This is a genomic window from Mesorhizobium sp. ESP7-2 (genome assembly GCF_020164715.1).
Taxonomy (GTDB): Bacteria; Pseudomonadota; Alphaproteobacteria; order Rhizobiales; family Rhizobiaceae; genus Mesorhizobium.
On sequence record NZ_JAIUGQ010000050.1, the window covers coordinates 18,299 to 40,289 of the forward strand.

Genomic DNA, 21,991 nt, shown 5'->3' on the forward strand with positions numbered 1-21,991 from the left:
TTCTGATTTTATGCATGTCGTTATCCCGGAACCGAGGACACTTCCGGGCGACATGCATCAGGATTTCCAGCACCGGGAAACGAAAGCGGCTGTCGACGCGACACCGGACGGAGAACCGTCCCACATTCTTTTCCTGGAATGGCTTCGGCCCGCTCCAACTTGCGCAGCACCTGACGAAAAACCGCTAAGCACTTTTCCTGGAAGGGCTCCAGCGGGCCCTCGTCATTACTCGGCCGCCGCTGGACGATGGGGCCAGGCTGCCTCTCCACCCTTCGCATCCGCAGGCTCGAAGGCCGGCGACCATCGCTTGCGGGTGACCGGCAACCGCGCCAGCTTGAAGAAGCTGAAATACATCAGGAAGGAGCCCATGATGTAGGGGTTGAGAATCTCGACCTCGACGAAGGAGCGGATGAGCAGCAGCACCATCACGCCGATAAGGACCACCGATTCGGCCTGCCATGTCTTGAAGACCACCGCGGCGATATGGCCTAAGAGCGTGCGCAGCATGATCAGCGATAGCAGCACCGCCCCGGTGAAGCCGAGTTCGACAAGGGCTTCGACATAGGTGTTGTGGAAATGGAAGCCGGTGCGGGTGGTGATGTAGAATTCGTTCCACAGCCGCTCCGCTTCGGCAAAGCCTTGCACCCAATAGGCGGCGTAGCCGACGCCGAGGATCGGCGACCGCATCGCGGCGTCCCAACCCTGCTCCCACAGATAGGTGCGCCCGGTAAGCGTCGAATCCTTGCCGAATAGGCCAAGCACGAAGTCCATGAGCCCTAGATTGAGGGCGACAATGGCCACCACGACGATCATGCCGGCGCCGATCACGAAGATCACCCGACGATAGCGCCGCGACAAAAGCTTGCTCATCGCAAGAAGCGCCACCAGCGCCAGAACCGCCGGTATCGAGGCTATCGAGGTGGCGGAATGCGATACGATCAGTACATAGACCGACAACAGCACGACCGGCACGGTCAGCATGAAGCTCAGCCGGCCACGCCGAAGGAAAGCAAGAAACACGACGGAGAAATAGATGCCGAGCGAGCCGACGAAGCCGATCTGGTTCTTGGAGGCGAAGGCGCCGACGAAATTATAGGTGCCGTCGAGGACGTCCTCGGAATAGCCGTCGACTTTCATCGAATACAGCAGGACGAAGAATATGCCGACCAGGGCGCCTATCGTCAGGGTGCGCACACTGACGGTGCGTGCCGCGACATAGGCGCAGGCGATATGGGAAAGGTATTGAACCCCCGTTCTGGCGGTGATGCCGGGAGCCTGCGACCAGAACACGGAGAAGCAGACATAGGCCGCGAACAGCAGCGGCAGCCAGGCACTGGATAGTTGCCGCAGGAACCGCCGGTAGTCGACCAGAATAAGTGGAAGCCAGACGGCGTAGTAGGCCAGGATCAGCACCTGGCCGAAAATGACGGAATAGGAGAACGCCCAGATCGAGACGGCAACGGCAAAGCTGCCATAGACCGAATTCCTTTCGGGATCGACGAGCAGGGACTTGGGAATCTTCATCTCAGGGTCCCGTCGACACGACCCCAGACCGGCAGGCCGCAAACCGGCCGGCATATCCGCAAACAGGGGCGTACAAGAAACGGTATCTCCATTGTGCAGTGCAATATAACCTATCGCACCCCATGCTCAATGGCAAATCCGGTCACCTTGTCTTACAGCGCGGCTATCGCCGAGAGATCGCACGCCGTAGTCCAGCCGGTTTTGGCCCAGACGATCCGGCCGCATGCGGGCTTGAACTCGGCCTGCGGTAACCTCACAGTCCCCGAACACGGCCATTACATAGGCCGACTTCAGCCAGGATGGACAGGGGGAATGACATGCCGATGAACTTCGCGGGACGATTCGCCGGCCGGTCGGCGGTGATTACCGGCGGCGCCTCGGGCATCGGCTTGGCCGTCGCGCAGAGGATCGTCAACGAAGGCGGGCGCGTCAGCGTCTGGGACCGCGATGCCGCGCAGATCGAACAGGCGAAAGCCATTGTTCCCGGCCTGTATGGGGTGATGGTGGACGTTGCGGATGCGGCAAGTGTGGAGGCCGCCGCACAATCGACGATCGAAGCCCTTGGCGGCGTCGACATACTGGTCACCAGCGCGGCCATCACCGGCCCGAACATGACGACCTGGTCCTATTCGACCGAGGACTGGCAAAGGGTCATCGACATCAACATCAACGGCGTCTTCTACTGCAACAAGGCGCTGGTGCCGCACATGCTCGAGCGCAACTATGGTCGCATCGTCAACATTGCCTCGATCGCCGGCAAGGAAGGCAATCCCAACGCTTCCGCCTACAGCACCTCGAAGGCGGCGGTGATCGGCCTGACCAAGTCGCTCGGCAAGGAACTCGCCAAGACCAAGGTGACGGTCAATTGCGTAACGCCGGCCGCCGTGCGCACCGCGATCTTCAAGCAGATGAGCCAGGAGCACATCGACTTCATGCTGTCCAAGATACCGATGGCGCGCTTCGGCGAAGTCGAGGAGGTGGCGGCGCTGATCTCATGGATCGCCTCGGAGGAATGCTCGTTCACCACGGCCGCCGTGTTCGACGTTTCGGGCGGCCGCGCCACTTATTGAGCCGGATCGAGGCAGATCCGAGTTGGCCCGAGCTAACTACAATTCCGCGTGACGAAGCAACGATTGGTGCTGGAAAGGCTTATGGTAGCTGACGTCTGAATGCCATAACAGGGGAATGCCATGAGACGACGAGAGAGCCCGGCAGCTGCGATGCCCTCCGGCCACCGTGCCGGTGGCGTGCGATCGACGGGCGCCGCGAACATCATGTTGGAGTTTGCGTCGTTTGCTTAGAGCAGATCCCGCCGCGCTGGCCGACGACGAGCTTCTGGACCGCTATCAAAGCGCCGCCTTCGGCTATTTCCTGGAGAATGTGAACCCCGGCAACGGGCTGGTCGCCGACACGTCGCGGCCGAATTCACCGTGCAGCATCGCTGTCGTCGGTTTCGCCCTGTCCTGCTATCCGATCGGCGTCGAACGTGGCTGGGTGGCGCGCGACGCGGCTGCCAGGCTGACCCTTGCGGCGCTACGCTTTTTCCAGACCAGCACGCAAGGCAGCGGCCCGGACGTTACCGGCCACAAGGGTTTTTACTATCACTTCCTCGACATGCGGACCGGTTTGCGCGTCTGGCGCTGCGAGCTGTCGATGGTGGATACCGCCTTGCTGATCGCCGGCATGCTGGTGGCGAGCGCCTATTTTTCCGGTGACAATGACGACGAGGCCGAAATCCGCCAACTGGCCGAGGCGCTCTACAGGCGAGTCGACTGGCGATGGGCGCAAGGCAGCAGCCCGACGCTCCGCCAGGGCTGGAAGGCCAGGACCGGCTTTCTGCACTATGGCTGGGAAGGCTACAACGAGGCGACGATCCTCTATGTGCTGTCCATGGCCTCGCCGGGCCGACCGAGCTCCGACGACAGCTACGAGGCCTGGACGGCGACCTATCAATGGGAAAATATCTACGGCCGCGACGTGCTCTATGGCGGGCCGCTGTTCATGCACCAGTTCTCGCATGCCTGGATCGATTTCGCCGGCATCCGCGACGCTTTCATGCGCGAGAAGAATTCGGACTATTTCGAAAACAGCCGCCGCTCGACATATCTTCACCGCGACTACGCCCGGCACAACCCTTACGGCTTTGACGGCTATGGCGAGAATCTGTGGGGTCTTTCGGCCGGCGACGGGCCAGGCAGCTTCCGCGCCAGCGTGGAGCGACGGCGCCACCGGTTTTCCGGTTATGCGGCGCGTGGCGCGCCTTTTGGTCCGGATGACGGCACGATCGCGCCCTGGTCCTATTCGGCGTCGCTGCCGTTCGCGCCGGACATCTGCCTGGCGGCGCTGCGTCACCTCGTCGATCGTTACCCGGAAGTGCTCGACAATTTCCGGCTGCCTAGCGGTTTCAACCCGACATTGGCCAATCGGCGAAAATTCGGCCGCAATGGCTGGGTGTCGGAAGGCCATTTCGGACTGGACCAGGGCATCGCGGTGATGATGATCGAAAACCACCGTTCCGGCCTGATCTGGGAGCTCATGCGTTCCAATCCCCATATCCGTCGCGGCCTGGGCAAGGCCGGCTTCACCGGCGGATGGTTGTCGCGGCCGGCAACGCCGGCATCCGGGGGACGCGATGTCACGTGAACCGACGAGAACCGCCGCCTTCCCTGTCGACCGCAACGACGTCGAACTGATCAGGGGCGCGCATCCCCCGCACTGGAAGAATCCGACCCCGAACGGCCCCTACAATCTCGTCGTCATCGGCGCCGGGCCGGCCGGGTTGGCCGCCGCGCGTGACGCGGCGAGCCTTGGTGCGAAAGTCGCGCTGATCGAGCGTGGGCTGATTGGCGGTGCGTGTATCAATGTCGGCTGCGTTCCGTCGAAGTCGATCATCCGCACAGCCAGGCTCTATGCCGACATGCGCGATGCCGAGAGCTTCGGCGGCGACCCGCCAGACCATCTTCGTGTCGATTTTCAACGCGCAATGACACGAATGCGGCAGATCCGGCAGCGGATCAGCCGTACCGATTCCGCCGCGAGCCTGGTTTCGGAAGGGATTGATCTCTATTTCGGCGAGGCGCGATTTGCCGGACACGATACGATCACGGTCGCGGACAAGACGCTGCATTTCAAGAAGGCGCTGATTGCAACAGGCGCACATCCGGCCTTCCCTGCCATTCCGGGGCTGGTCGAAGCTGGTTATCTCAGCAACGAGACGATGTTCGATCTTACGCAATGCCCGCCACGCCTCCTCGTCATCGGCGGCGGGCCGCTTGGCTGCGAGACGGCGCAAGCCTTCTGCCTGCTCGGCGCGAAGGTCATCCTGGCACAGAGCGATCCGATGTTCCTGCCCGGCGAGGAGCGCGACGCCGCGCAGATCCTTTCGGATGCGCTGGCGCGCGAAGGGGTGGAGGTGCGCCTGAACACCGAAGTGGTGGCGGTGCGCAGGGAAGGCGCAAACAAGCTCGCCGACCTGATGCGGGATGGCGACACGACGACGATTTCGGTGGACGAGATCATCACCGGCGTCGGCCGTTCACCCAATGTCGCCGGTCTCGACCTCGAAGAGGCTGGCGTGGCGTATGACGCCAGCGGCATCAAGGTGGATGATTATCTGCGAACCAGCAACCCGCACATCTACGCGGCGGGCGACGTCTGCCTCGAATACAAGTTCACCCACACCGCCGAGGCAACGGCGCGCATTGTCGTGCGCAATGCCTTGTTTCGCGGCCGCGAAAGGCTCAGTGAACTCGTCGTTCCCTGGTGCACCTATACCGATCCGGAGATCGCCCATGTCGGCCTCTATCCCCTGGAGGCGCGCAGCAACGGCATTCCGGTCAAGACCTACACCGTGCTGATGCACGATGTCGCCCGCGCCGTAATGGACGGCGAGGAGGAAGGGTTCGTCAAGATCCATGTCAGGGAGGGGTCCGACCGCATCCTGGGGGCGACGGTCGTCGCCAGCCATGCCGGCGAGATGATCAACACGGTGACTCTCGCCCTTCGATCGGGCATGGGATTGCATGCGTTGGCGGACGTCATCCATCCCTTCCCGACACAGGCGCAAGGCATCAAGATGGCGGGCGACGCCTACAGGCGGACACGGCTCACCTCCTTGCGCAGGCGCCTGGCGGCGCGCTGGCTGGCCTGGTCAAGGCGATAACCAGCCCAAGACCCAGTATATATGCCGAAATGCTCACAAATACACGGCCAAGTGCGCGGCGGCGCTTGACGGAACCCTGCTAGGCTAATGAGATTGGGACGACGTCTTCGGCCGCGGAACATTCGTGGATGCAGCCTCTAGTCGAAACGGAATACGCAATCGAGCTCTTGGCTAAGGGGTACATCTGTGTGCCGCTGCGCGAAGGTGGCAAGCATCTCGATCTTCAGGCGATGGAATATCACCCGCTACATTTGCAGCGCCGTCGAAAAGACCTCAAAGAATTGGCGTTCCGCTCGATTGCCTTTCAGCTTTCGCAGAAGCCACCGACACGTGAGGAAACCCGGCGCTGGTTTCGTGAATTTGCCGGAAATGTCGGGATCGTAGCGGGACACTGCAACCTTCTCATCTTGGATTTCGATGATTCAGCGGGCTATCTGGCCTGGTCCTGTAAGTACGCACGCCTTTCGAGTTGTACGCCGGTCGCAAGATCGCCGAATGGATTCCACGTCTATCTCAGGACCCGCGAACCGTCGGTTTCGTCCAGCCTCTATAGCGGCGTGCGGCGGGTCGGCCACGTCAAGGCGCTTGGCGGTTACATCGTTGGAAGTCCTTCCGTCCTCAAGGACGGCTCCTGCTACAGCTGGTTGAAGGACCAGTCGCCGTTCGACGTCGACCCGCAGCCAGTCGAAAGCCTGGCCAGTCTTTCACTTCGCGCGGTCTCGCCATTCAAACATTGCTATGACCGCGTTTTGAAGCGCGGCTTTTTCTTGCCACAATGAGCATCCCGGGGCGAGCGCAAGCCGACATCAGCATCATCATCCCGGCAAGAAACGCCGCGGTGACGATCGACGCCACGTTGCGAAGCCTTCTGCCCGAAAGGAGCCTGATCGGTGAGGTTCTTCTGGTCGAAGATGGCTCCAGCGATCAGACCGCGGCGATCTCGATGCAAAGCGCCCGGAGATACGGATTGCCGCTGGAGATCCTGGCCGTGCGGCTGGGCAGCGCGGGTGCTGCCCGGAACGCCGGAATTGCGCGGGCCAAGGGCAAGTTCATATTCTTCCTCGATGCCGACGACGAGGTGATGGCGGGAGGGTTGGGGCTGTTGCATGATGCGCTCCTGCGCCATCCGGAGGCCGGCCTGTCGGTAGGGGCCAGCATTCGACGTGCCAGGGGCCGGCCGGACAAGCTCAAGACTCCACATGGGTACACGAGCGACCGGGCGTCGAACGCCCGCCGGTATCTCCTCAACGAGGCATGGCCGATCGCCATGGGCAGCGCATTGGTCGCAACCTCGGCAACGGCCACCGTCCGCTTTCCGGAGACCACCAGCCTGGATGAGGACACGTGCTACTGGGCGGCCCTGCTCGCCCGCACCCAGGTGGCAACAATTCCCGCTCCGGTGCTTCTCTATCACCATGACGAAGAAAGGATGGCGCGGCGGTTCGTTCTGGCTCCGCGCGCCACTTTTCTCGCGATAGCTGTCGAGTTGGACAAGCTTGCCGATTCAGGCATTGCCAAGGAAGTTCTGCAGTGGCGGAAGGCCTGGATAGCTCTGCGGATTTCAAGGCAGCTTATCAAGCACAACCGATACAGCTATGCGATGAGCATGATGCGTGCCGTTCGCGCCCACAAGAGTCTGGGGCGGAGCTGGAAGGCAACGCAATATCGTATTCGAATTCGCTTCGGAGCCATGATGGAAAGGCCTGACTACCCGTCGCGCGCTGGCGCGGACACGGAAAGACGCACGCTGATCGTGTCCTTCGACCCGGCGTTTCCGCCGGTTTCCGGAGCGGACCTGAGAAATTTCAACAATGCCAGCCTTGCGGCCGAGTATGGCCCGGTCCGGCTTGTCTCGGTCAGGCCCCCAGGCAACCCGTCACAGCCGTCCGATGCGCGCATCAATGCGGTTGGCCTGACGATCGATGGAGAACCGCGTTCGGCCTCTCTCGGCTGGTGGAGGATCGCGGAGGAGAACCGTATTCCCCGCACGGCACTGGTGCGGCTGCGGAGCTTGGTGCAAACCTTCAAACCCGACACGATCGTCGTCGAGGGTATCGGCCTTTTCAAGCTGTTGCGACCTTTGCGTCCGCTGACGAAACAGCTCATCCTCGACATGCACAATGTCGAATCCGATCTGGCGGCACAGCTGCGCCATATCCGTCCAGCGCGATCTCCGGCGGTTCTTGGCATCCGGCGGCTGGAGAGAAAAGCACAATCCATCGTCGACAGGGTCTGGGTCTGCTCGAACGAGGATCGCGAGAGGCTGATGGCGCTTGCCGGGCGCACGATGCCCGTCGATGTCGTTCCCAATGGGATTCCCAACGTCGAGGCCATTCCCGATGTGCTACCGGCGGAAGCACCGGCCGACAGCGGCTATCCGGTGATCCTGTTCATCGGGCATCTCGGCTATCCGCCAAACGTCGATGCCGCCGAGCGATTGGCCCATGCCATATTGCCTCATATCCGGCAAACTTTGCCCGACGCCAAACTCGTTCTCGCCGGGCGCAGCCCGAAGGCAACCGTGCGGGCGCTGGCCGGATTGCCTGGCGTCGAGCTCGTCGAAAATCCCGAAAGCGTGGCGCCGCTCCTGTCCGGCGCGCATCTCAGCATCATCCCGCTCGGGGCCGGCGGGGGCACGCGCATCAAGATTCTGGAGGCGATGGCCTGGGGGGTGCCGGTGATCGCGACACCGCTCGCGGCCGAGGGGCTGGGCCTGGTCGAGAATGACCAGGTGCTTCTGTCGGCCAGCGACGAAGGACTGGCCGCCATGGCCGTCGACCTTTCTCTCGACGCCGAACGCCGGGTACGGCAGCGCTTTCGCGCGCATCAGGCCGTATGGGCCAAGTTTGGCCCGCAGGCCATCCGCGATGCTGTCCGCGCCGGGCTTGCATTGGACAACGGCGACAACGACCCGCCATTTCCCATCATCCCATGAGCCGCCGATGATCCCGCCGATCCTGCACCAGACGTGGAAGACCGACATCGTTCCCGCGCGCTTCCAGGCTTATGCCGACAGCTGGAAGCGGCATAATCCACACTGGACGGTCATGTTCTGGAGCGACCGGATGCTGCTCGAATTCGTGGCCGAGCACTACCCGGATTATCTGCCGATGTTCTGCGGTTATACCAACGGCGTGCAGCGGTCGGACGCGGCCCGCTACATGCTTCTGCATCACTTTGGCGGGGTCTATGCCGACATCGACTGCGAATGCGTCGCCCCCTTCGATGCGATCATGAACCAGACCCGGGTCGTGCTGTGCAAGGAGCCGGCTTCGCATGCGGCCGTCCAGGCGGATTTCCGGGGCCTGCCCTACCTCCTGTTCAACGGAACGATAGCGAGCCCGCCCGGTCATCCGTTCTGGATGCATCTCCTGTCGATGATGTCCAGGCTCGCCGCTGCCAAGGATGTGCTCGACGCGACCGGTCCTTGCCTGCTCACCTCCGCGCAGCGCGGATACAGCGACCAGGCGGCCTTCGCCATTCATCCTTCCGGCCTGTTCGCGCCGGTGACGTCGGCCGGGAGCATGGAGCGCGAGGCCGGCGACGATACGGCGCTTTCGATCCATCACTGGGCCGGCACATGGTGGACGCCGGAGCCGGCACCAAAATGGACGACCAAGCTGCGCAGCCGAGCCCACAGGTTCTGGTATCACCTGACGCGCGGAGCCTATCTGGATGAAGCGCAGGCAAAAGCCGGCGTTGACAGGGCGGTGCTGTCGGCGCCGCCGCCGTCGGGACAAAACATCGCTCTCCTGGTGCCGCTTCGCGATGCCGCCGACCTTATCCAGCCCTTTCTCGATGCGCTGGACGGGCTCGACTACCCCAAGGACCGAATCAAGCTGGTTTTCTGCGAAGGCGACAGCCTCGACGGAAGCTGGGAGCGGCTGCAGGCCTCGACCGCTGGATTGGTCGGCAAATATCGTGACATCGTCCTGCTGCGAAGACAGGTCGGCACCAGCCTCGATAGGGCAAAGCGGGCAAAGCACAGGATGCAGCGCGTCAGGCGCGGCGCGATCGCCAAGGTGCGAAATTACCTGATCGATCACGGACTCAGCGAGGACGACGACTGGGCGCTGTGGATCGACATCGACGTCTGGCGCTTTCCCGGCGATGTGCTGAACCGCCTGATCGCCGCGGGGCACCGGATCGCGGTGCCCAACTGCGTGAAGATCGCCGGTGGCGCCAGTTTCGACCTCAACAGCTTTGTCATCAGACGGCAAATCAAGGACTATCGCTATTACCGCGAGATACGCGGCGGCCTTCACCAGCCTCCAGTGCAAACGCCAAGCCGGTATCATCTCAGCGATGTCAGGCATCTCGACATCATCGGCCTCGATGCGGTCGGCGGAACCATGCTGCTGGTCGATGCCGCCTTGCATCGCGGCGGCCTTCGTTTCCCCGAAATTCCATACCGCGATCTGATCGAGACCGAAGCTTTTGGCCTCCTTGCCAACGATCTCGGCATCCGGCCGGTCGGCCTGCCCAAGCTGGAAATCCTACACGTCCCGTGGTGAGACTACGGCCCGAAGCTCTTCACGCAGAGGCTGCAGAAAGCTTTGCTGGCGCAGACGCCCCCATACATAGTTCCGGTCCGTCAAATGCGCGGCCTGCCTGATCCAGCGCCCCGGGGCATCGGGGTGTCGCACCTCGCGCCAATCATCGACCATGATGACAGGCAGGCCTTCGTAAAGCGGATCGAGCGGTGAAGTCTTGGTCACCACGATGCAGCCGAGATAAAGCAGTTCCCATGTCCGGTGACAGTCCAGGCCGTTTCCGGCGGTCGACAGCACGAGCGGATATTGCGAATAGAGTTGCCAGATCGAGCGCTGCGATACGTGTTGCCCTAGAAAATCGACATGCGGGCATCCGTCCAGAGCATCAAGCAATTCCCGACGCTCGCCAGACTCTTTGCTGATGCTGAAATCGCAAAATATCCTGGCCGGACGACGATCCGCTCTCCCCTTCCCGCGCAGGGTTTTCAGTTGTCTCACCAGTCCGGCAGGCGTCGCCAGGGAACGTGGGGTGTGGAGATCCAGCCCGATCGGGAACGGCTTGATCCTGGGATGACCGCCGTCGCAGTTCTGGCTGTACCAGGAGACCAGATAGGGGTTGGCGAGAAGCCGCTCGACGGTGTCCTTGGTCAGATCCGAAGGCACCGAGCAATCACCGTCGGTCGTCAGCAGGATGAAGGGAGCCTTGATGGTGGGCAGGGCTATCCTGGCGAAAGTGTCGAGATCGCAATTTCGCGCAAGCCTGGCCAGGGTGCTCAACCGCACCCAGACGATGCCATGCGCGCCGCTATAATGGTCGCGGAAAAAAGCCTCGCTCTGCGTCGATTCGGTCGGCGCCCAGCGATACCAATCGGGTCCGGCGAAGTCGCAGAAGTGCCCGATCCCTTGCGACCAAAGCACGGAAGGAACGCTGAAAAACCTCAGCGCCCCGGAACGGACGGCTCTCTTGAGTTTTGCCCGCCAACGCGACATGCCCATGGGCAACGCTTAGCCCAGACGCCGTTATGGCCGCAACGTCCTGCCGGCCTGTTTACACAGGCCAAGGCGGGCTCGTGGCCTCAGTCATGCAGGTCCCGCGCAATCGGCGGACCGACCGAGAATCCGGAGAACGTGACCTCGAAACCCTCACGCTGCGGCGAACAGCACATCATGCCGACATCGACCATCTTCGAGATCGGGAAATAGGCGAGCCGCACCGGCTTCCAATGACCGTCGGAAGCGTCGAGATACTGGACACGGATCGCTTCGCCGTAGCGGGTCAGGCGGATCCTGACGCCGTCCGGGCCAGCGGCAATCGCCACCAGAGACCAGTCCGAGGTGTCGTTGGTGACGACGACGGAGACATAGGCAAGGCCGTCGGTGTATTCGATGCCGGCCTTGATCCAGTGTGTTTCGCTCAGCCGGACCATCAGCCCGGCCTGGTCGTAAAGCACCTTGTAGTCGCCCTTGACGGTGACCTCCGCGGTGAAGTCGCCCTCGACCTGCCGAGACAGGAAGTGGCCGTTGTCGCGCCAAAAACCATAGAAGGTCTCGCGCCAGAAATCGGTCTCCTTGCCGGTGCGCACGCGCACGGCATCACCTTCGGTGGCGTGGTGCGGCGGCGGGTTGAGCCAGGTCAGGTCCTGCAATGTCATCCCTTGCACCGGTCCGGTTGCTGGTGACGGCTCGCCGGCCGGTCAGCCGGCGCGCCAGTTCATCCCGCGAACGTATAAGCGGTCTTTACCGTGGTGTAGAACTCCATGGCGTAGCGGCCCTGCTCGCGCGGACCGAAGCTCGAGCCCTTGCGCCCGCCAAAGGGAACATGGAAGTCCACACCCGCTGTCGGCAGGTTGACCATGACCATGCCGGCTTCGGAGTTGCGCTTGAAATGCGTGGCGTGCTTGAGGCTGGTGGTGCAGATGCCCGAGGTCAGGCCGAAGGGCGTGTCGTTGGCGACGGCCAGCGCTTCGTCATAGTCCTGGACGCGGATGACGCTGGCGACGGGCCCGAAAATCTCCTCGCGCGAGCTGCGCATGGCGTTGGTGGCCCCGGTCAGCAGCGCCGGCTTGAGATAGAAACCCGGGGTCTTGCGGTCCAGCCGTTCGCCGCCGAAGGCGAGCGTGGCGCCTTCCCGGACGCCGATGGCGATATAGTCCTCGTCCTGCTTGAGCTGGGTCGCGTCGACCACCGGGCCGATCTGGGTCTGCGCATCGAGCGCATCGCCGATCACCAGCTTTTCCATGCGCTCCTTGAGCGCGTCGACGAAACGGTCGTGGATGCCGTTGGTGACGATCAAACGCGACGAGGCCGTGCAGCGCTGGCCCGTCGAGAAGAAAGCGCCGTTCAGCGCGCAATCGACGGCGACCGCGAGATCGGCATCGTCGAGCACGACCAGCGGGTTCTTGCCGCCCATTTCGAGCTGGAACTTGCGCATGTGCTCGACACTTGCCGCGGCGATGCGCTTGCCGGTTCCCACCGAGCCGGTGAAGGAGATGGCGTTGACGTCGGGGCTGTCGAGCATTGCCTGACCGACCACCGAGCCCTTGCCCATGACGAGGTTCAGCACGCCCTTGGGCAGGCCGGCGCGATGCAGGATGTCGACGATGGACCAGGCGCTTTCAGGAACGAGTTCGGCCGGCTTGAACACGATAGTGTTGCCGTGGGCAAGCGCCGGAGCGATCTTCCAAGCCGGAATGGCGATGGGGAAATTCCATGGCGTGATGATGCCGACCACGCCGACCGCTTCGCGCGTGATCTCGACGCCGACGCCCGGCCGCACGCTTGGCACCACTTCCCCCGACAGGCGCAATGTTTCGCCGGCAAAGAAATCGAATATCTGGGCGGCACGGATGGTCTCGCCAATGCCCTCGGCCAGCGTCTTGCCTTCCTCCCGCGCCAGGTTGCGGCCAAGTTCGTCCTTGCGTGCCATGATCTCGTCGGCCGCCTTCTTCAGCACCGCGTGGCGCGCCAGCGGGCCTGAGCGGGACCATGCCGGAAACGCCGCCTTGGCCGCCGCGATCGCCTGGCCCGCCTGTTCGACACCCGCCGAGGCATATTCGCCGACGACGTCGCCGGTATCCGATGGGTTGATGTTGCGGGAGCCGGCATCGCCGACCCACTCGCCATCGATGAGGTTCTTTCGAAACGCTGTCATGTCCTTGCCTTCCCTGGCTGCTGGCCGCGCGGCGGCATCTGTCTGAAGTGGTATTTGCCAGACAATTGCCTTGCGGGAAAGCACACACCGGGCTCGAAGGCCGCGACAAAAGTCCCCGGGCCTGCGCTCATGCTTTCGCTGCAGCGGCGACTGTGCCGCGTCGACAACCAATCCAGCTAACATCGGTGGATAGCTCTCCGGGTCAAGGTTGAATTGCCCTGTACAGATATGTCCACAATCTTGCTTTGGCTGGTGCGGCGTGTCATGCGTCGTCTAGATGGCAGCACTCGAGACGACGATCCAGCGCGCCGGCGCCACCGGCAACATCAAGGCCACGCGCGAAGACTGGCTGAAGCTTGCGCTTGAAACCCTGATCTCGGACGGCGTCGAACGCGTCCGCGTGCTGACGCTAGGCCAGCAGCTCGACGTCTCGCGCTCGAGCTTCTACTGGTATTTCAAGAGCCGCCAGGACCTGCTCGACCAGTTGCTGGACCACTGGCGGCAGACCAATACCCGATTCATCGTCGAGCGCGCCCAACGCCCTTCCGCGACGGTCATACGCGGGGTGATGAGCATTTTCGAATGCTGGGTGGACGAAAAGCTGTTCGACCCCCGGCTGGATTTTGCGATCCGGGCATGGGCTTGCCGCGCCCCGAGCATCCGGCGTGCGCTCGACGAGGCCGACGAGGAGCGAGTCGATGCCATACGCGGCATGTTCATGCGTCATGGCTATGAGGAGGAAGACGCGTTCGTGCGCGCCCGGGTGCTCTATTTCATGCAGATCGGTTACTATTCGCTCGAACTCAACGAGCCGATGAGCAGCCGCCTGACGCATGTTGCCGCCTATCTGCGCAGCTTCACCGGCCGGGAGCCCTCGCCCCAGGATATCGAGGATTTCTCGCGTTACGTCGAGAAAACCCTTCCCCGCAGCCGGTAGCCATCCGTGAAAGCAAGCTGCGCATCCATGTCGATCGCGGTCTTGCTGCCTATTTCTGGACGTGGTTGGAAATGGCTGCCGGCAACATCGCTGCCTGATCATCGAAGTCGCCGGCCGTGACCATGCTCAGAGCGTAAATGACCAAAACAGGCAGGCCAGCGTCGCGGCGGCAAAGATCACGAAGAACAGGCTGCGCAAGAGCACATTGCGGCGCAGCACGTTCATGACGAAATGGCAGCCGATGATCGCGGCCGCAAACAGGAAGCGCCAGTTCAGCACTGCCCGCAAGACCTCCCACTGACCAAAGGCCCATCTGGCGATGAGGAAGCCTATGATGGCCGCCAACAGCACGATCGCGGTCCAGAAAAGAGCGTCCGCGATGTGCGTCAAGACAATGCTGGCTGCCCTGATCGGCAGGATCATCATCAGCAAGGCGCTGAAGAAATAGACCGCGGCAAGTGGAATGAACGTGCCGGCATCGGCGATACCGTCAAGCCGCCTCACACCGATCGCGCCATAGGGATAACCGTGCCTTGCCACCGCCAGGCTCAGCGCCATGAGCAAGGCGGTCAGCACCGCGACCAGTGCGAAGGATGTGAGGGCTTTGCTCATGGTGTTCCTGTCCCGGGCGAATCAGACAGGAAGTGATGTAACCGATGGTCGTAAATTGTGGGTAAGCTTTCACCGGGGATAACCGATGGTCGGATCGACAGCGCGCGTCCCGGCCGCCGGTGCCCTGATGCTCGACCGTCTTGTCGGCTGCCTTCGCCACCTGTGGCGTCGCCCGACGCGGGCGCAATCGTTTGCCAAGCCCGCCTGTGGAGCGTAGACTCAAGCATCGGCCGCCCTTTAATCCGGATGCAGCCGACAGTGAGAGGTACGTGCTCTTGCCCGATAGGGAGAAGAGCCATGCCTCAATCCACCTTTCGCAACCACGTTTTGAAAACCCTCACACCTGAGGATTTCGCGCGTTTACGGCCGTCGATGCATCACGTCGAACTGGCCATCAAAGCCCGGCTGGAGATCGCGTACCAGCCGATCGAGCACGTATATTTTCCCGAGACGGGTATCGCATCGGTGGTCGCCGCCATGACCGGAGGGCGGCAAAGCGAAGTCGGCCTGATCGGCTATGACGGCATGACGGGCATTGCGGTCGTCCTCGGCCAGGACAGGTCTCCCAATGAAACCTATATCCAGGTCGCCAGCGACGGCTGGTCCCTGCCGGTTGAACCTCTTCGCATCGCGATTGCCGGGAGCCAGACCCTTCGCCCGTCACTGCTTCGCTACGCCCACGAATTCCTGATCCAGTCGTCGCGAACGGCGCTGGTCAATGGCCATTCGAAAATCGAGGAACGGCTGGCCCGCTGGTTGCTCATGGTCAACGATCGCGCTGATGGAGATATCATCTATCTGACGCATGAATTTCTGGCGACCATGCTTGGTTCCCGACGGCCCGGCGTTACCACGGCTCTCCAGATGCTCGAATATCGAGGGCTGGTCCACGCCAGGCGCGGCGAGATCACCATCGTCGACCGCACCGGAATGATAAAACTCACGGACGGTGCCTATGGCGAGGAGGAACAGCGTCACTTCGGCATCGCCTCCGGCTGAATGTCCGGAATCGGACATAGCCTTGAAGGCCTCCACATGTTGGTCGAAAGTAGTATCGGCTTGGATTTCAGGGAGGCATTCTTGATGACCAACACGTTTCACACCATCACGGTGGAAGGAGCGGCCGAAGCCTACGTCCTTTCCAGGGGAAAGGCCCGCTTTCTCTCCATTGCACAAGCAATCCGCGCCATCCGGACACTTATGCCGGCATGCAACGCCACCGACCACGAGTTGGAGGAAATGCTGGCGACGGCCTGCATCGCTCACATGGTGCCCGTCGCTTTCGACGCGGCCAGGCCGGATGGCTCACCATCGCGGCTCCATTCATAGGCCGGAGATGCCCGCGCTTGCGCAAAGGACTGCTCCCGCGGACGTTCGCCAGGCGATTGTCCGCTACCTGATCGACAATGTCGACAGCCCCAGCGTTTCGCTGTCCGAGGTTATCGGCGCCGTGAGAAAGATATTTCCGCTTTGCGAGCTCACGGATTGGGAACTTGGCGACCACATAGCGCGAAGCGCGATCGATGCGGGATTTGCTATCGAGTTCGACGCCGACGTTCCGTGACCGTAGGAACGCGGTCGTCCCCCCCAATTGTTGATTGAGGGTTGCATCCCAGATGCGCAACCGAAGCAATCGACGCCACCGCGAGCCGGAGACGTCACGCCAGATGAGGTACATTTGTAGAGTAAAGCCTTGAAATCAAAGGGGTTCCGTAAAACTCCCAGAGACTGTTTGGTGGAGCCAATCGGAATCGAACCGACGACCTCTTGAATGCCATTCAAGCGCTCTCCCAACTGAGCTATGGCCCCACTCCCGGCAGTCAGCCGGCGCCGTTTCCGGCGAGAGATCGGCGCGGGTTGGAAGACCGCGCCGTTAGTGCAGGCGGCTTCTAACCCCGCCTTTCCCAGATATCAAGCCTTCATCGCCGGCTTTTTCTTCACAGGCCGTGAAAGCCGGCAAACGCTTGCGTTCGAGACCTTGTCAGACCTCGTCGTCGTCGTCGCCGACGCCGATCATGTCGGAAACGTCGTCTTCTTCTTCCTCTTCGTCGGCAAGGAACGTATCGTCCTCGTCGTCGCCGAGATCGACATCATCCTCGTCATCACCGAGATCGGGAAGATCGTCGCTCTTGGTATCGTCTTCCGCCTCTTCGAGCGAGACGACCTCGACGCCCTCTTCGTCCTCGGCGTCCACTTCCTTCTCGGCCACTTCCTCCTCCTCCTCGACGGCGGCGATCTTGCCTTCCTCGAAATAGGAGCGCGGATAGGTCTTGCCCGTATAGGGCGAGACGATCGGGTCTTTGTTCAGGTCGTAGAATTTCCGGCCCGTTTCCGGGTCGATGCGTTTTGTGCCAAGTTCGGTTTTTGCCACGGCAAGCCTCGTCGATAAAAGAGTGGTCCCCTTAACCACAGTTTGCAGCGCTGTCAAAGCGAAAAGCCGGCGTCACAAAACCAAGCACTGAAAGGCCTCGCGCCAAGTGACGAGCATGGGGATGACCATTTCGCCTCGCCGTGATACGAGACCGCCGCAACAAATGAAAAGCGCCGGTCAGCCGGCATTCCGTCCAGGGAAATTCCATGTCTCACGCCGCCGCTGCCAAGCCGGCCACCGCCCGCAAGTCACCAGCCCTTTCCGGCACCGCCCGCGTGCCGGGCGACAAGTCGATCTCGCACCGCTCCTTCATGTTCGGGGGGCTCGCCTCCGGCGAAACCCGCATCACCGGCCTGCTCGAGGGCGAGGACGTGATGCGCACGGGCGCGGCCATGAAGGCGATGGGCGCGCATATAGAGAAGCACGGCGCCGAATGGGTGATCCGCGGCACCGGCAACGGCGCGCTGCTGCAGCCGGAAGGCCCGCTCGACTTCGGCAATGCCGGCACCGGCTCGCGGCTGACCATGGGCCTCGTCGGCACTTACGACATGGAAACGACCTTCATCGGCGATGCTTCGCTGTCCGGCCGGCCGATGGGCCGCGTGCTGGAACCCTTGCGCCAGATGGGCGTGCAGGTGCTGAAGGCCACGCCCGGCGACCGCATGCCGATCACGCTGCATGGCCCGAAGCACGCCGCCCCGATCACCTACCGCGTGCCGATGGCCTCGGCGCAGGTGAAGTCGGCGGTACTGCTGGCCGGCCTCAACACGCCGGGCATCACCACGGTGATCGAGCCTGTCATGACGCGCGACCATACCGAAAAGATGCTGAAAGGCTTTGGCGCCAATCTGTCGGTCGAAACCGACGAACGCGGCGTGCGCCACATCTTCATCGAAGGCCAGGGCAAGCTCACCGGCCAGACCATCGCGGTGCCGGGTGACCCTTCCTCGGCCGGCTTTCCGCTGGTTGCGGCGCTGATCGTGCCGGGCTCGGACATCACGATCGAGAACGTGCTGATGAACCCGACCCGCACCGGCCTGCTTCTCACGCTGCAGGAGATGGGCGGCCAGATCGACGTCTTGAATCCGCGCAATGCCGGCGGCGAGGATGTCGCCGACCTACGCGTGCGTTACTCCGAGCTGAAAGGCGTCACCGTGCCGCCGGAACGGGCGCCGTCGATGATCGACGAGTATCCTGTGCTGGCCGTTGCCGCGAGCTTCGCCGAGGGCGAGACGCTGATGCAAGGGCTGGAAGAGCTGCGGGTGAAGGAATCCGACCGCCTGTCGGCGGTGGCCAACGGGCTGAAGCTCAACGGCGTCGACTGCACCGAGGGCGAAGCTTCGCTCGCCGTGCGCGGCAAACCCGGCGGCAAGGGCCTGGGAGGCCATCCCAACGGCCTTGATACGACCGTGCAGACGCATCTCGACCACCGCATCGCCATGAGCTTTCTGGTGATGGGACTGGCAACGGAAAAGCCGGTGACGATCGATGACCAGGCCATGATCGCGACGAGCTTTCCGGAGTTCATGGGGCTGATGAAGGGGCTTGGCGCGGAGATTTCCTAAACTCACAGTGCCGTCAAATTTGGTGATCAACTCAATCGTTCTTTAAGGGTTGGCCCTTCAAGCTCAAACGAGTATTGGAGATAGCCATGACTATTCTGATCTCGATGATAATAGCCGGTGCGGTCTTGACAATTGCGAAGGCGATGTCCGTTGCCAAGGCTATGAAAGATCGAAATTATTCATGGGCGCGCCTTGGTTTGACATCAGCCCTATGGATCGGACTGACCATACCAAGCATGGCTTCTTCGTGCGGAGCCATTGGTTGTTCATATGGCCTGCATTTCGGCTGGATACTTGAGCCAGTCGGAGCCTATCTTGACTCAAGCGCCTTATTGCTGGCGATGGGTGGCTACGCGATCCTCAGCGTGTATTTTTTCGGGCATATACTGGGCTTGGTATTTTCTGTTTTTAGAACAAATTCGCAGCCTGCTCAGCACTAGCGCTGACCCGTTCGAACCGCTGGTGGCATATTGCATTGACGACGGTTCTCGGCTTGTTGTCGTTCATGACCCAGTTCTTCACCATCGCCATCGACGGACCCGCCGGTGCCGGCAAGGGGACGCTCGCCCGGCGCCTTGCCGACCATTACCGGCTGAACCTGCTCGACACCGGCCTCACCTATCGCGCCGTCGCCCACGCATTGTTGCGGCTTGGCTTGCCGCTCGACAATGTCTCGGCGGCCGAGACGGCGGCGCGCCAGGTCGACCTGGCAAAGCTCGACCGTACCGTGCTGTCGGCGCATGCGGTCGGCGAAGCGGCTTCGAAGGTCGCGGTTTTCCCGACCGTGCGCCGCATCCTGGTCGAAAAGCAGCGCGACTTCGCCAGGACGCCGCCGGGCGCGGTGCTTGACGGCCGCGACATCGGCACCGTCGTGTGCCCCGACGCCGACATCAAACTCTATGTGACGGCCAGCCCCGAAGTGCGGGCACAACGCCGGCTGGCCGAAATCGAAAGCATCGGCGGCACCGCCAATTTCGCCGAAATCCTTGCCGACATCCAACGCCGCGACGAGCGCGACATGGGCCGGGCGGACTCGCCGTTGAAGCCGGCCGCCGACGCGCACTTGCTTGATACCAGCGAAATGGCTATAGAAGCCGCGTTTCTCGCGGCCATGTCTGTCATCGACGACGTGCTGGCCAAGAGAAACAAGGCCTGATCCGGGTTTTCATGCTGCTTCCGATTGCCGGAGGCGAAGAAAATACCCATATCGGGCACGAACCAGCCTGCCAGCATTCTTCATGCGCCGGAATTGCCGCTTAAAGGCGGCCCAGGGCTTTTTAGCCCGGAACGCCGGCAGGCCAACGCAACGCTAACCCACGGCGCCCGTCCCGCTCGAAACGCGGGGCACTCCAGGAGAAACAATGTCAGCTGCAAATCCCACTCGCGATGATTTCGCGAGCCTGCTCGAAGAATCATTCACCACCGGCCACTCCGGCGAAGGTCAGGTCGTCAAGGGCACGATCACCGCGATCGAAAAGGACATGGCCATCATCGACGTCGGCCTCAAGGTCGAAGGCCGCGTGCCGCTGAAGGAATTCGGCGTCAAGGGCAAGGACACCACCCTCAAGGTCGGTGACACTGTCGAAGTCTATGTCGAGCGCATCGAGAACGCGCTTGGCGAAGCGATGCTTTCGCGTGAGAAGGCCCGCCGCGAAGAGAGCTGGGTCCGTCTCGAAGAGAAGTTCACCAAGGGTGAGCGCGTCGAAGGCGTCATCTTCAACCAGGTCAAGGGCGGCTTCACCGTCGACCTCGACGGCGCCGTGGCCTTCCTGCCGCGCAGCCAGGTCGATATTCGCCCGATCCGCGACGTTTCCCCGCTGATGCACAACCCGCAGCCCTTCGAGATCCTCAAGATGGATCGCCGCCGCGGCAACATCGTGGTGTCGCGCCGCACCGTGCTCGAGGAGAGCCGCGCCGAACAGCGTTCGGAAATCGTGCAGAACCTCGAAGAAGGCCAGGTTGTCGAAGGCGTCGTCAAGAACATCACCGACTACGGTGCGTTCGTCGACCTCGGCGGCATCGACGGCCTGCTGCATGTCACCGACATGGCATGGCGCCGCGTCAACCATCCGACCGAAATCCTCAACATCGGTCAGACGGTCAAGGTGCAGATCATCCGTATCAACCAGGAAACCCACCGCATCTCGCTCGGCATGAAGCAGCTCGAGAGCGATCCGTGGTCCGAGATCGGCACCAAGTTCCCGATTGGCAAGAAGATCAAGGGCACCGTCACCAACATCACCGACTACGGCGCGTTCGTCGAGCTGGAGCCGGGCATCGAGGGTCTCATCCACGTTTCGGAAATGTCGTGGACGAAGAAGAACGTGCATCCCGGCAAGATCCTGTCGACGACGCAGGAAGTCGACGTGGTGGTACTCGAGGTCGATCCGGCCAAGCGCCGCATCTCGCTCGGCCTCAAGCAGACGCTGGAAAATCCGTGGCAGGCTTTCGCCATGAGCCATCCGGTCGGCAGCCAGGTCGAGGGCGAGGTCAAGAACAAGACCGAGTTCGGCCTGTTCATCGGCCTCGAAGGCGACGTGGACGGCATGGTGCACCTCTCCGACCTCGACTGGACCCGTCCGGGCGAGCAGGTCATCGAAGAGTACAATCGCGGCGACATGGTCAAGGCGCAGGTGCTCGACGTCGACATCGACAAGGAGCGCATCTCGCTCGGCATCAAGCAGCTGGCCAAGGACACGGTCGGCGAAGCCGCGACGTCAGGCGAACTGCGCAAGAACGCGGTTGTCACCTGCGAAGTCATCGGCGTCAAGGATGGCGGTCTGGAAGTGCGGCTGGTCGACAGCGGGATCGAGACCTTCATCAAGCGCTCCGACCTCAGCCGCGATCGCGACGAGCAGCGCCCCGAGCGCTTCACCGTCGGCCAGAAGGTCGACGCCCGCGTCATCGCCTTCGACAAGAAGACCCGCAAGCTGCAGGTCTCGATCAAGGCGCTGGAAATCGCCGAAGAGAAGGAAGCGGTGGCCCAGTACGGCTCGACCGACTCCGGCGCTTCGCTCGGCGATATCCTGGGTGCCGCGCTGAAGAAGCAGGGCAGCTAAGCCCCTCGTATAGCTCAAAAACAAACCCCGCCGGATCGCTCTGAACTGACCCCCGAAAGTTGGACGCAACCTTCGGGGGTTTTGCATGTCCAGATTCAGCGAGCTTGAGAAGCGCTC

At 62.2% G+C, this 21,991-nt stretch carries 19 protein-coding genes and 1 tRNA gene; 13 read left to right on the forward strand and 7 right to left on the reverse strand.

Annotated features, from left to right (window positions below; all coding sequences use genetic code 11):
- Positions 1-225 precede the first annotated feature (225 nt).
- On the reverse strand, positions 226-1,524 hold the full coding sequence (locus tag LB543_RS30075; RefSeq protein WP_224590727.1) for an O-antigen ligase family protein: 1,299 nt from the start codon (positions 1,522-1,524) through the stop codon (positions 226-228).
- A 317-nt stretch (positions 1,525-1,841) separates the two neighbouring features.
- On the opposite strand from LB543_RS30075, the gene LB543_RS30080 reads away from it, so the two are divergent.
- The 6 genes from LB543_RS30080 to LB543_RS30105 all read left to right on the forward strand — a co-directional run bounded on the left by LB543_RS30080 (position 1,842) and on the right by LB543_RS30105 (position 10,200).
- Positions 1,842-2,594, forward strand: a complete 753-nt coding sequence (locus LB543_RS30080; protein WP_224616714.1) for an SDR family NAD(P)-dependent oxidoreductase — start codon at positions 1,842-1,844, stop codon at positions 2,592-2,594.
- 223 nt (positions 2,595-2,817) lie between these two features.
- On the forward strand, positions 2,818-4,167 hold the full coding sequence (locus LB543_RS30085; protein WP_224616716.1) for a glucoamylase family protein: 1,350 nt from the start codon (positions 2,818-2,820) through the stop codon (positions 4,165-4,167).
- Entirely contained in the window at positions 4,157-5,686 is a 1,530-nt protein-coding gene (locus LB543_RS30090) for a mercuric reductase (protein WP_224616717.1), read from the forward strand. The genes LB543_RS30085 and LB543_RS30090 overlap by 11 nt, the downstream gene beginning before the upstream one ends.
- A 128-nt stretch (positions 5,687-5,814) precedes the next feature.
- A complete protein-coding gene (locus LB543_RS30095) occupies positions 5,815-6,465 on the forward strand; it encodes a bifunctional DNA primase/polymerase (protein WP_224616720.1) in 651 nt (216 codons plus the stop codon).
- Positions 6,462-8,621, forward strand: a complete 2,160-nt coding sequence (locus tag LB543_RS30100; protein ID WP_224616722.1) for a glycosyltransferase — start codon at positions 6,462-6,464, stop codon at positions 8,619-8,621. The genes LB543_RS30095 and LB543_RS30100 overlap by 4 nt, the downstream gene beginning before the upstream one ends.
- A gap of 7 nt (positions 8,622-8,628) precedes the next feature.
- On the forward strand, positions 8,629-10,200 hold the full coding sequence (locus tag LB543_RS30105; protein WP_224616723.1) for a glycosyltransferase: 1,572 nt from the start codon (positions 8,629-8,631) through the stop codon (positions 10,198-10,200).
- Here the strand turns inward: LB543_RS30105 and LB543_RS30110 are convergent.
- The 3 genes from LB543_RS30110 to LB543_RS30120 form a co-directional block, all read right to left on the reverse strand.
- Positions 10,183-10,956 (reverse strand): hypothetical protein, encoded by a 774-nt coding sequence (locus LB543_RS30110; protein ID WP_224616726.1) that lies wholly within the window; start codon positions 10,954-10,956, stop codon positions 10,183-10,185. The two genes, LB543_RS30105 and LB543_RS30110, sit on opposite strands and share 18 nt — an antisense overlap.
- A 299-nt stretch (positions 10,957-11,255) precedes the next feature.
- Positions 11,256-11,831 carry a DUF1349 domain-containing protein gene (locus LB543_RS30115; RefSeq protein ID WP_224616728.1) on the reverse strand — a complete coding sequence of 192 codons (576 nt, stop codon included), beginning with the start codon at positions 11,829-11,831 and terminating at the stop codon, positions 11,256-11,258.
- A gap of 59 nt (positions 11,832-11,890) precedes the next feature.
- Positions 11,891-13,330, reverse strand: coding sequence for an aldehyde dehydrogenase family protein (locus tag LB543_RS30120; protein WP_224616730.1), 1,440 nt, complete (start codon positions 13,328-13,330; stop codon positions 11,891-11,893).
- Positions 13,331-13,607: 277 nt separating this feature from the next.
- Between LB543_RS30120 and LB543_RS30125 the strand changes: the two genes are divergently transcribed.
- Positions 13,608-14,267: a TetR/AcrR family transcriptional regulator gene (locus tag LB543_RS30125; RefSeq protein ID WP_224616731.1), complete on the forward strand. Its 660-nt coding sequence runs from the start codon at positions 13,608-13,610 to the stop codon at positions 14,265-14,267.
- A 126-nt stretch (positions 14,268-14,393) separates the two neighbouring features.
- Here the strand turns inward: LB543_RS30125 and LB543_RS30130 are convergent, their stop codons facing one another.
- Positions 14,394-14,879, reverse strand: coding sequence for a hypothetical protein (locus tag LB543_RS30130; protein WP_140812057.1), 486 nt, complete (start codon positions 14,877-14,879; stop codon positions 14,394-14,396).
- A gap of 297 nt (positions 14,880-15,176) precedes the next feature.
- On the opposite strand from LB543_RS30130, the gene LB543_RS30135 reads away from it, so the two are divergent.
- Complete coding sequence (locus tag LB543_RS30135) at positions 15,177-15,878, forward strand: Crp/Fnr family transcriptional regulator (RefSeq protein WP_140812056.1); 702 nt, start codon at positions 15,177-15,179, stop codon at positions 15,876-15,878.
- 36 nt (positions 15,879-15,914) lie between these two features.
- Positions 15,915-16,208, forward strand: a complete 294-nt coding sequence (locus LB543_RS30140) for a hypothetical protein (protein ID WP_224616733.1) — start codon at positions 15,915-15,917, stop codon at positions 16,206-16,208.
- A 404-nt stretch (positions 16,209-16,612) separates the two neighbouring features.
- Here the strand turns inward: LB543_RS30140 and LB543_RS30145 are convergent.
- Together LB543_RS30145 and LB543_RS30150 are read right to left on the reverse strand one after the other, a co-directional pair.
- Positions 16,613-16,688 (reverse strand) — tRNA-Ala (locus tag LB543_RS30145).
- Positions 16,689-16,860: 172 nt separating this feature from the next.
- The gene (locus LB543_RS30150; protein WP_140762759.1) at positions 16,861-17,250 is read right to left on the reverse strand and encodes a TIGR02300 family protein; all 390 of its coding nucleotides are present in this window, start codon (positions 17,248-17,250) and stop codon (positions 16,861-16,863) included.
- A gap of 206 nt (positions 17,251-17,456) precedes the next feature.
- On the opposite strand from LB543_RS30150, the gene aroA reads away from it, so the two are divergent.
- The 4 genes from aroA to rpsA all read left to right on the forward strand — a co-directional run bounded on the left by aroA (position 17,457) and on the right by rpsA (position 21,874).
- Entirely contained in the window at positions 17,457-18,815 is a 1,359-nt protein-coding gene (gene aroA / locus LB543_RS30155; protein ID WP_140812040.1) for a 3-phosphoshikimate 1-carboxyvinyltransferase, read from the forward strand.
- Positions 18,816-18,901: 86 nt separating this feature from the next.
- Positions 18,902-19,255 (forward strand): hypothetical protein, encoded by a 354-nt coding sequence (locus LB543_RS30160; RefSeq protein WP_224616734.1) that lies wholly within the window; start codon positions 18,902-18,904, stop codon positions 19,253-19,255.
- A 65-nt stretch (positions 19,256-19,320) separates the two neighbouring features.
- Entirely contained in the window at positions 19,321-19,971 is a 651-nt protein-coding gene (gene cmk, locus LB543_RS30165) for a (d)CMP kinase (RefSeq protein WP_224616736.1), read from the forward strand.
- A gap of 205 nt (positions 19,972-20,176) precedes the next feature.
- Positions 20,177-21,874 carry a 30S ribosomal protein S1 gene (gene rpsA, locus LB543_RS30170; RefSeq protein ID WP_140762771.1) on the forward strand — a complete coding sequence of 566 codons (1,698 nt, stop codon included), beginning with the start codon at positions 20,177-20,179 and terminating at the stop codon, positions 21,872-21,874.
- Positions 21,875-21,991 lie beyond the last annotated feature (117 nt).

What these genes read in the sequence shown, in the direction of transcription:
- LB543_RS30075 (WP_224590727.1), bottom strand. Translation starts at nt 1,524, where the DNA reads ATGAAGATTCCCAAGTCCCTGCTCGTCGATCCCGAAAGGAATTCGGTC.
- LB543_RS30080 (WP_224616714.1), top strand. Translation starts at nt 1,842, where the DNA reads ATGCCGATGAACTTCGCGGGACGATTCGCCGGCCGGTCGGCGGTGATT.
- LB543_RS30090 (WP_224616717.1), top strand. Translation starts at nt 4,157, where the DNA reads ATGTCACGTGAACCGACGAGAACCGCCGCCTTCCCTGTCGACCGCAAC.
- LB543_RS30095 (WP_224616720.1), top strand. Translation starts at nt 5,815, where the DNA reads ATGCAGCCTCTAGTCGAAACGGAATACGCAATCGAGCTCTTGGCTAAG.
- LB543_RS30100 (WP_224616722.1), top strand. Translation starts at nt 6,462, where the DNA reads ATGAGCATCCCGGGGCGAGCGCAAGCCGACATCAGCATCATCATCCCG.
- LB543_RS30105 (WP_224616723.1), top strand. Translation starts at nt 8,629, where the DNA reads ATGATCCCGCCGATCCTGCACCAGACGTGGAAGACCGACATCGTTCCC.
- LB543_RS30115 (WP_224616728.1), bottom strand. Translation starts at nt 11,831, where the DNA reads ATGACATTGCAGGACCTGACCTGGCTCAACCCGCCGCCGCACCACGCC.
- LB543_RS30120 (WP_224616730.1), bottom strand. Translation starts at nt 13,330, where the DNA reads ATGACAGCGTTTCGAAAGAACCTCATCGATGGCGAGTGGGTCGGCGAT.
- LB543_RS30125 (WP_224616731.1), top strand. Translation starts at nt 13,608, where the DNA reads ATGGCAGCACTCGAGACGACGATCCAGCGCGCCGGCGCCACCGGCAAC.
- LB543_RS30130 (WP_140812057.1), bottom strand. Translation starts at nt 14,879, where the DNA reads ATGAGCAAAGCCCTCACATCCTTCGCACTGGTCGCGGTGCTGACCGCC.
- LB543_RS30135 (WP_140812056.1), top strand. Translation starts at nt 15,177, where the DNA reads ATGCCTCAATCCACCTTTCGCAACCACGTTTTGAAAACCCTCACACCT.
- LB543_RS30140 (WP_224616733.1), top strand. Translation starts at nt 15,915, where the DNA reads ATGTTGGTCGAAAGTAGTATCGGCTTGGATTTCAGGGAGGCATTCTTG.
- aroA (WP_140812040.1), top strand. Translation starts at nt 17,457, where the DNA reads ATGTCTCACGCCGCCGCTGCCAAGCCGGCCACCGCCCGCAAGTCACCA.
- LB543_RS30160 (WP_224616734.1), top strand. Translation starts at nt 18,902, where the DNA reads ATGACTATTCTGATCTCGATGATAATAGCCGGTGCGGTCTTGACAATT.
- cmk (WP_224616736.1), top strand. Translation starts at nt 19,321, where the DNA reads ATGACCCAGTTCTTCACCATCGCCATCGACGGACCCGCCGGTGCCGGC.
- rpsA (WP_140762771.1), top strand. Translation starts at nt 20,177, where the DNA reads ATGTCAGCTGCAAATCCCACTCGCGATGATTTCGCGAGCCTGCTCGAA.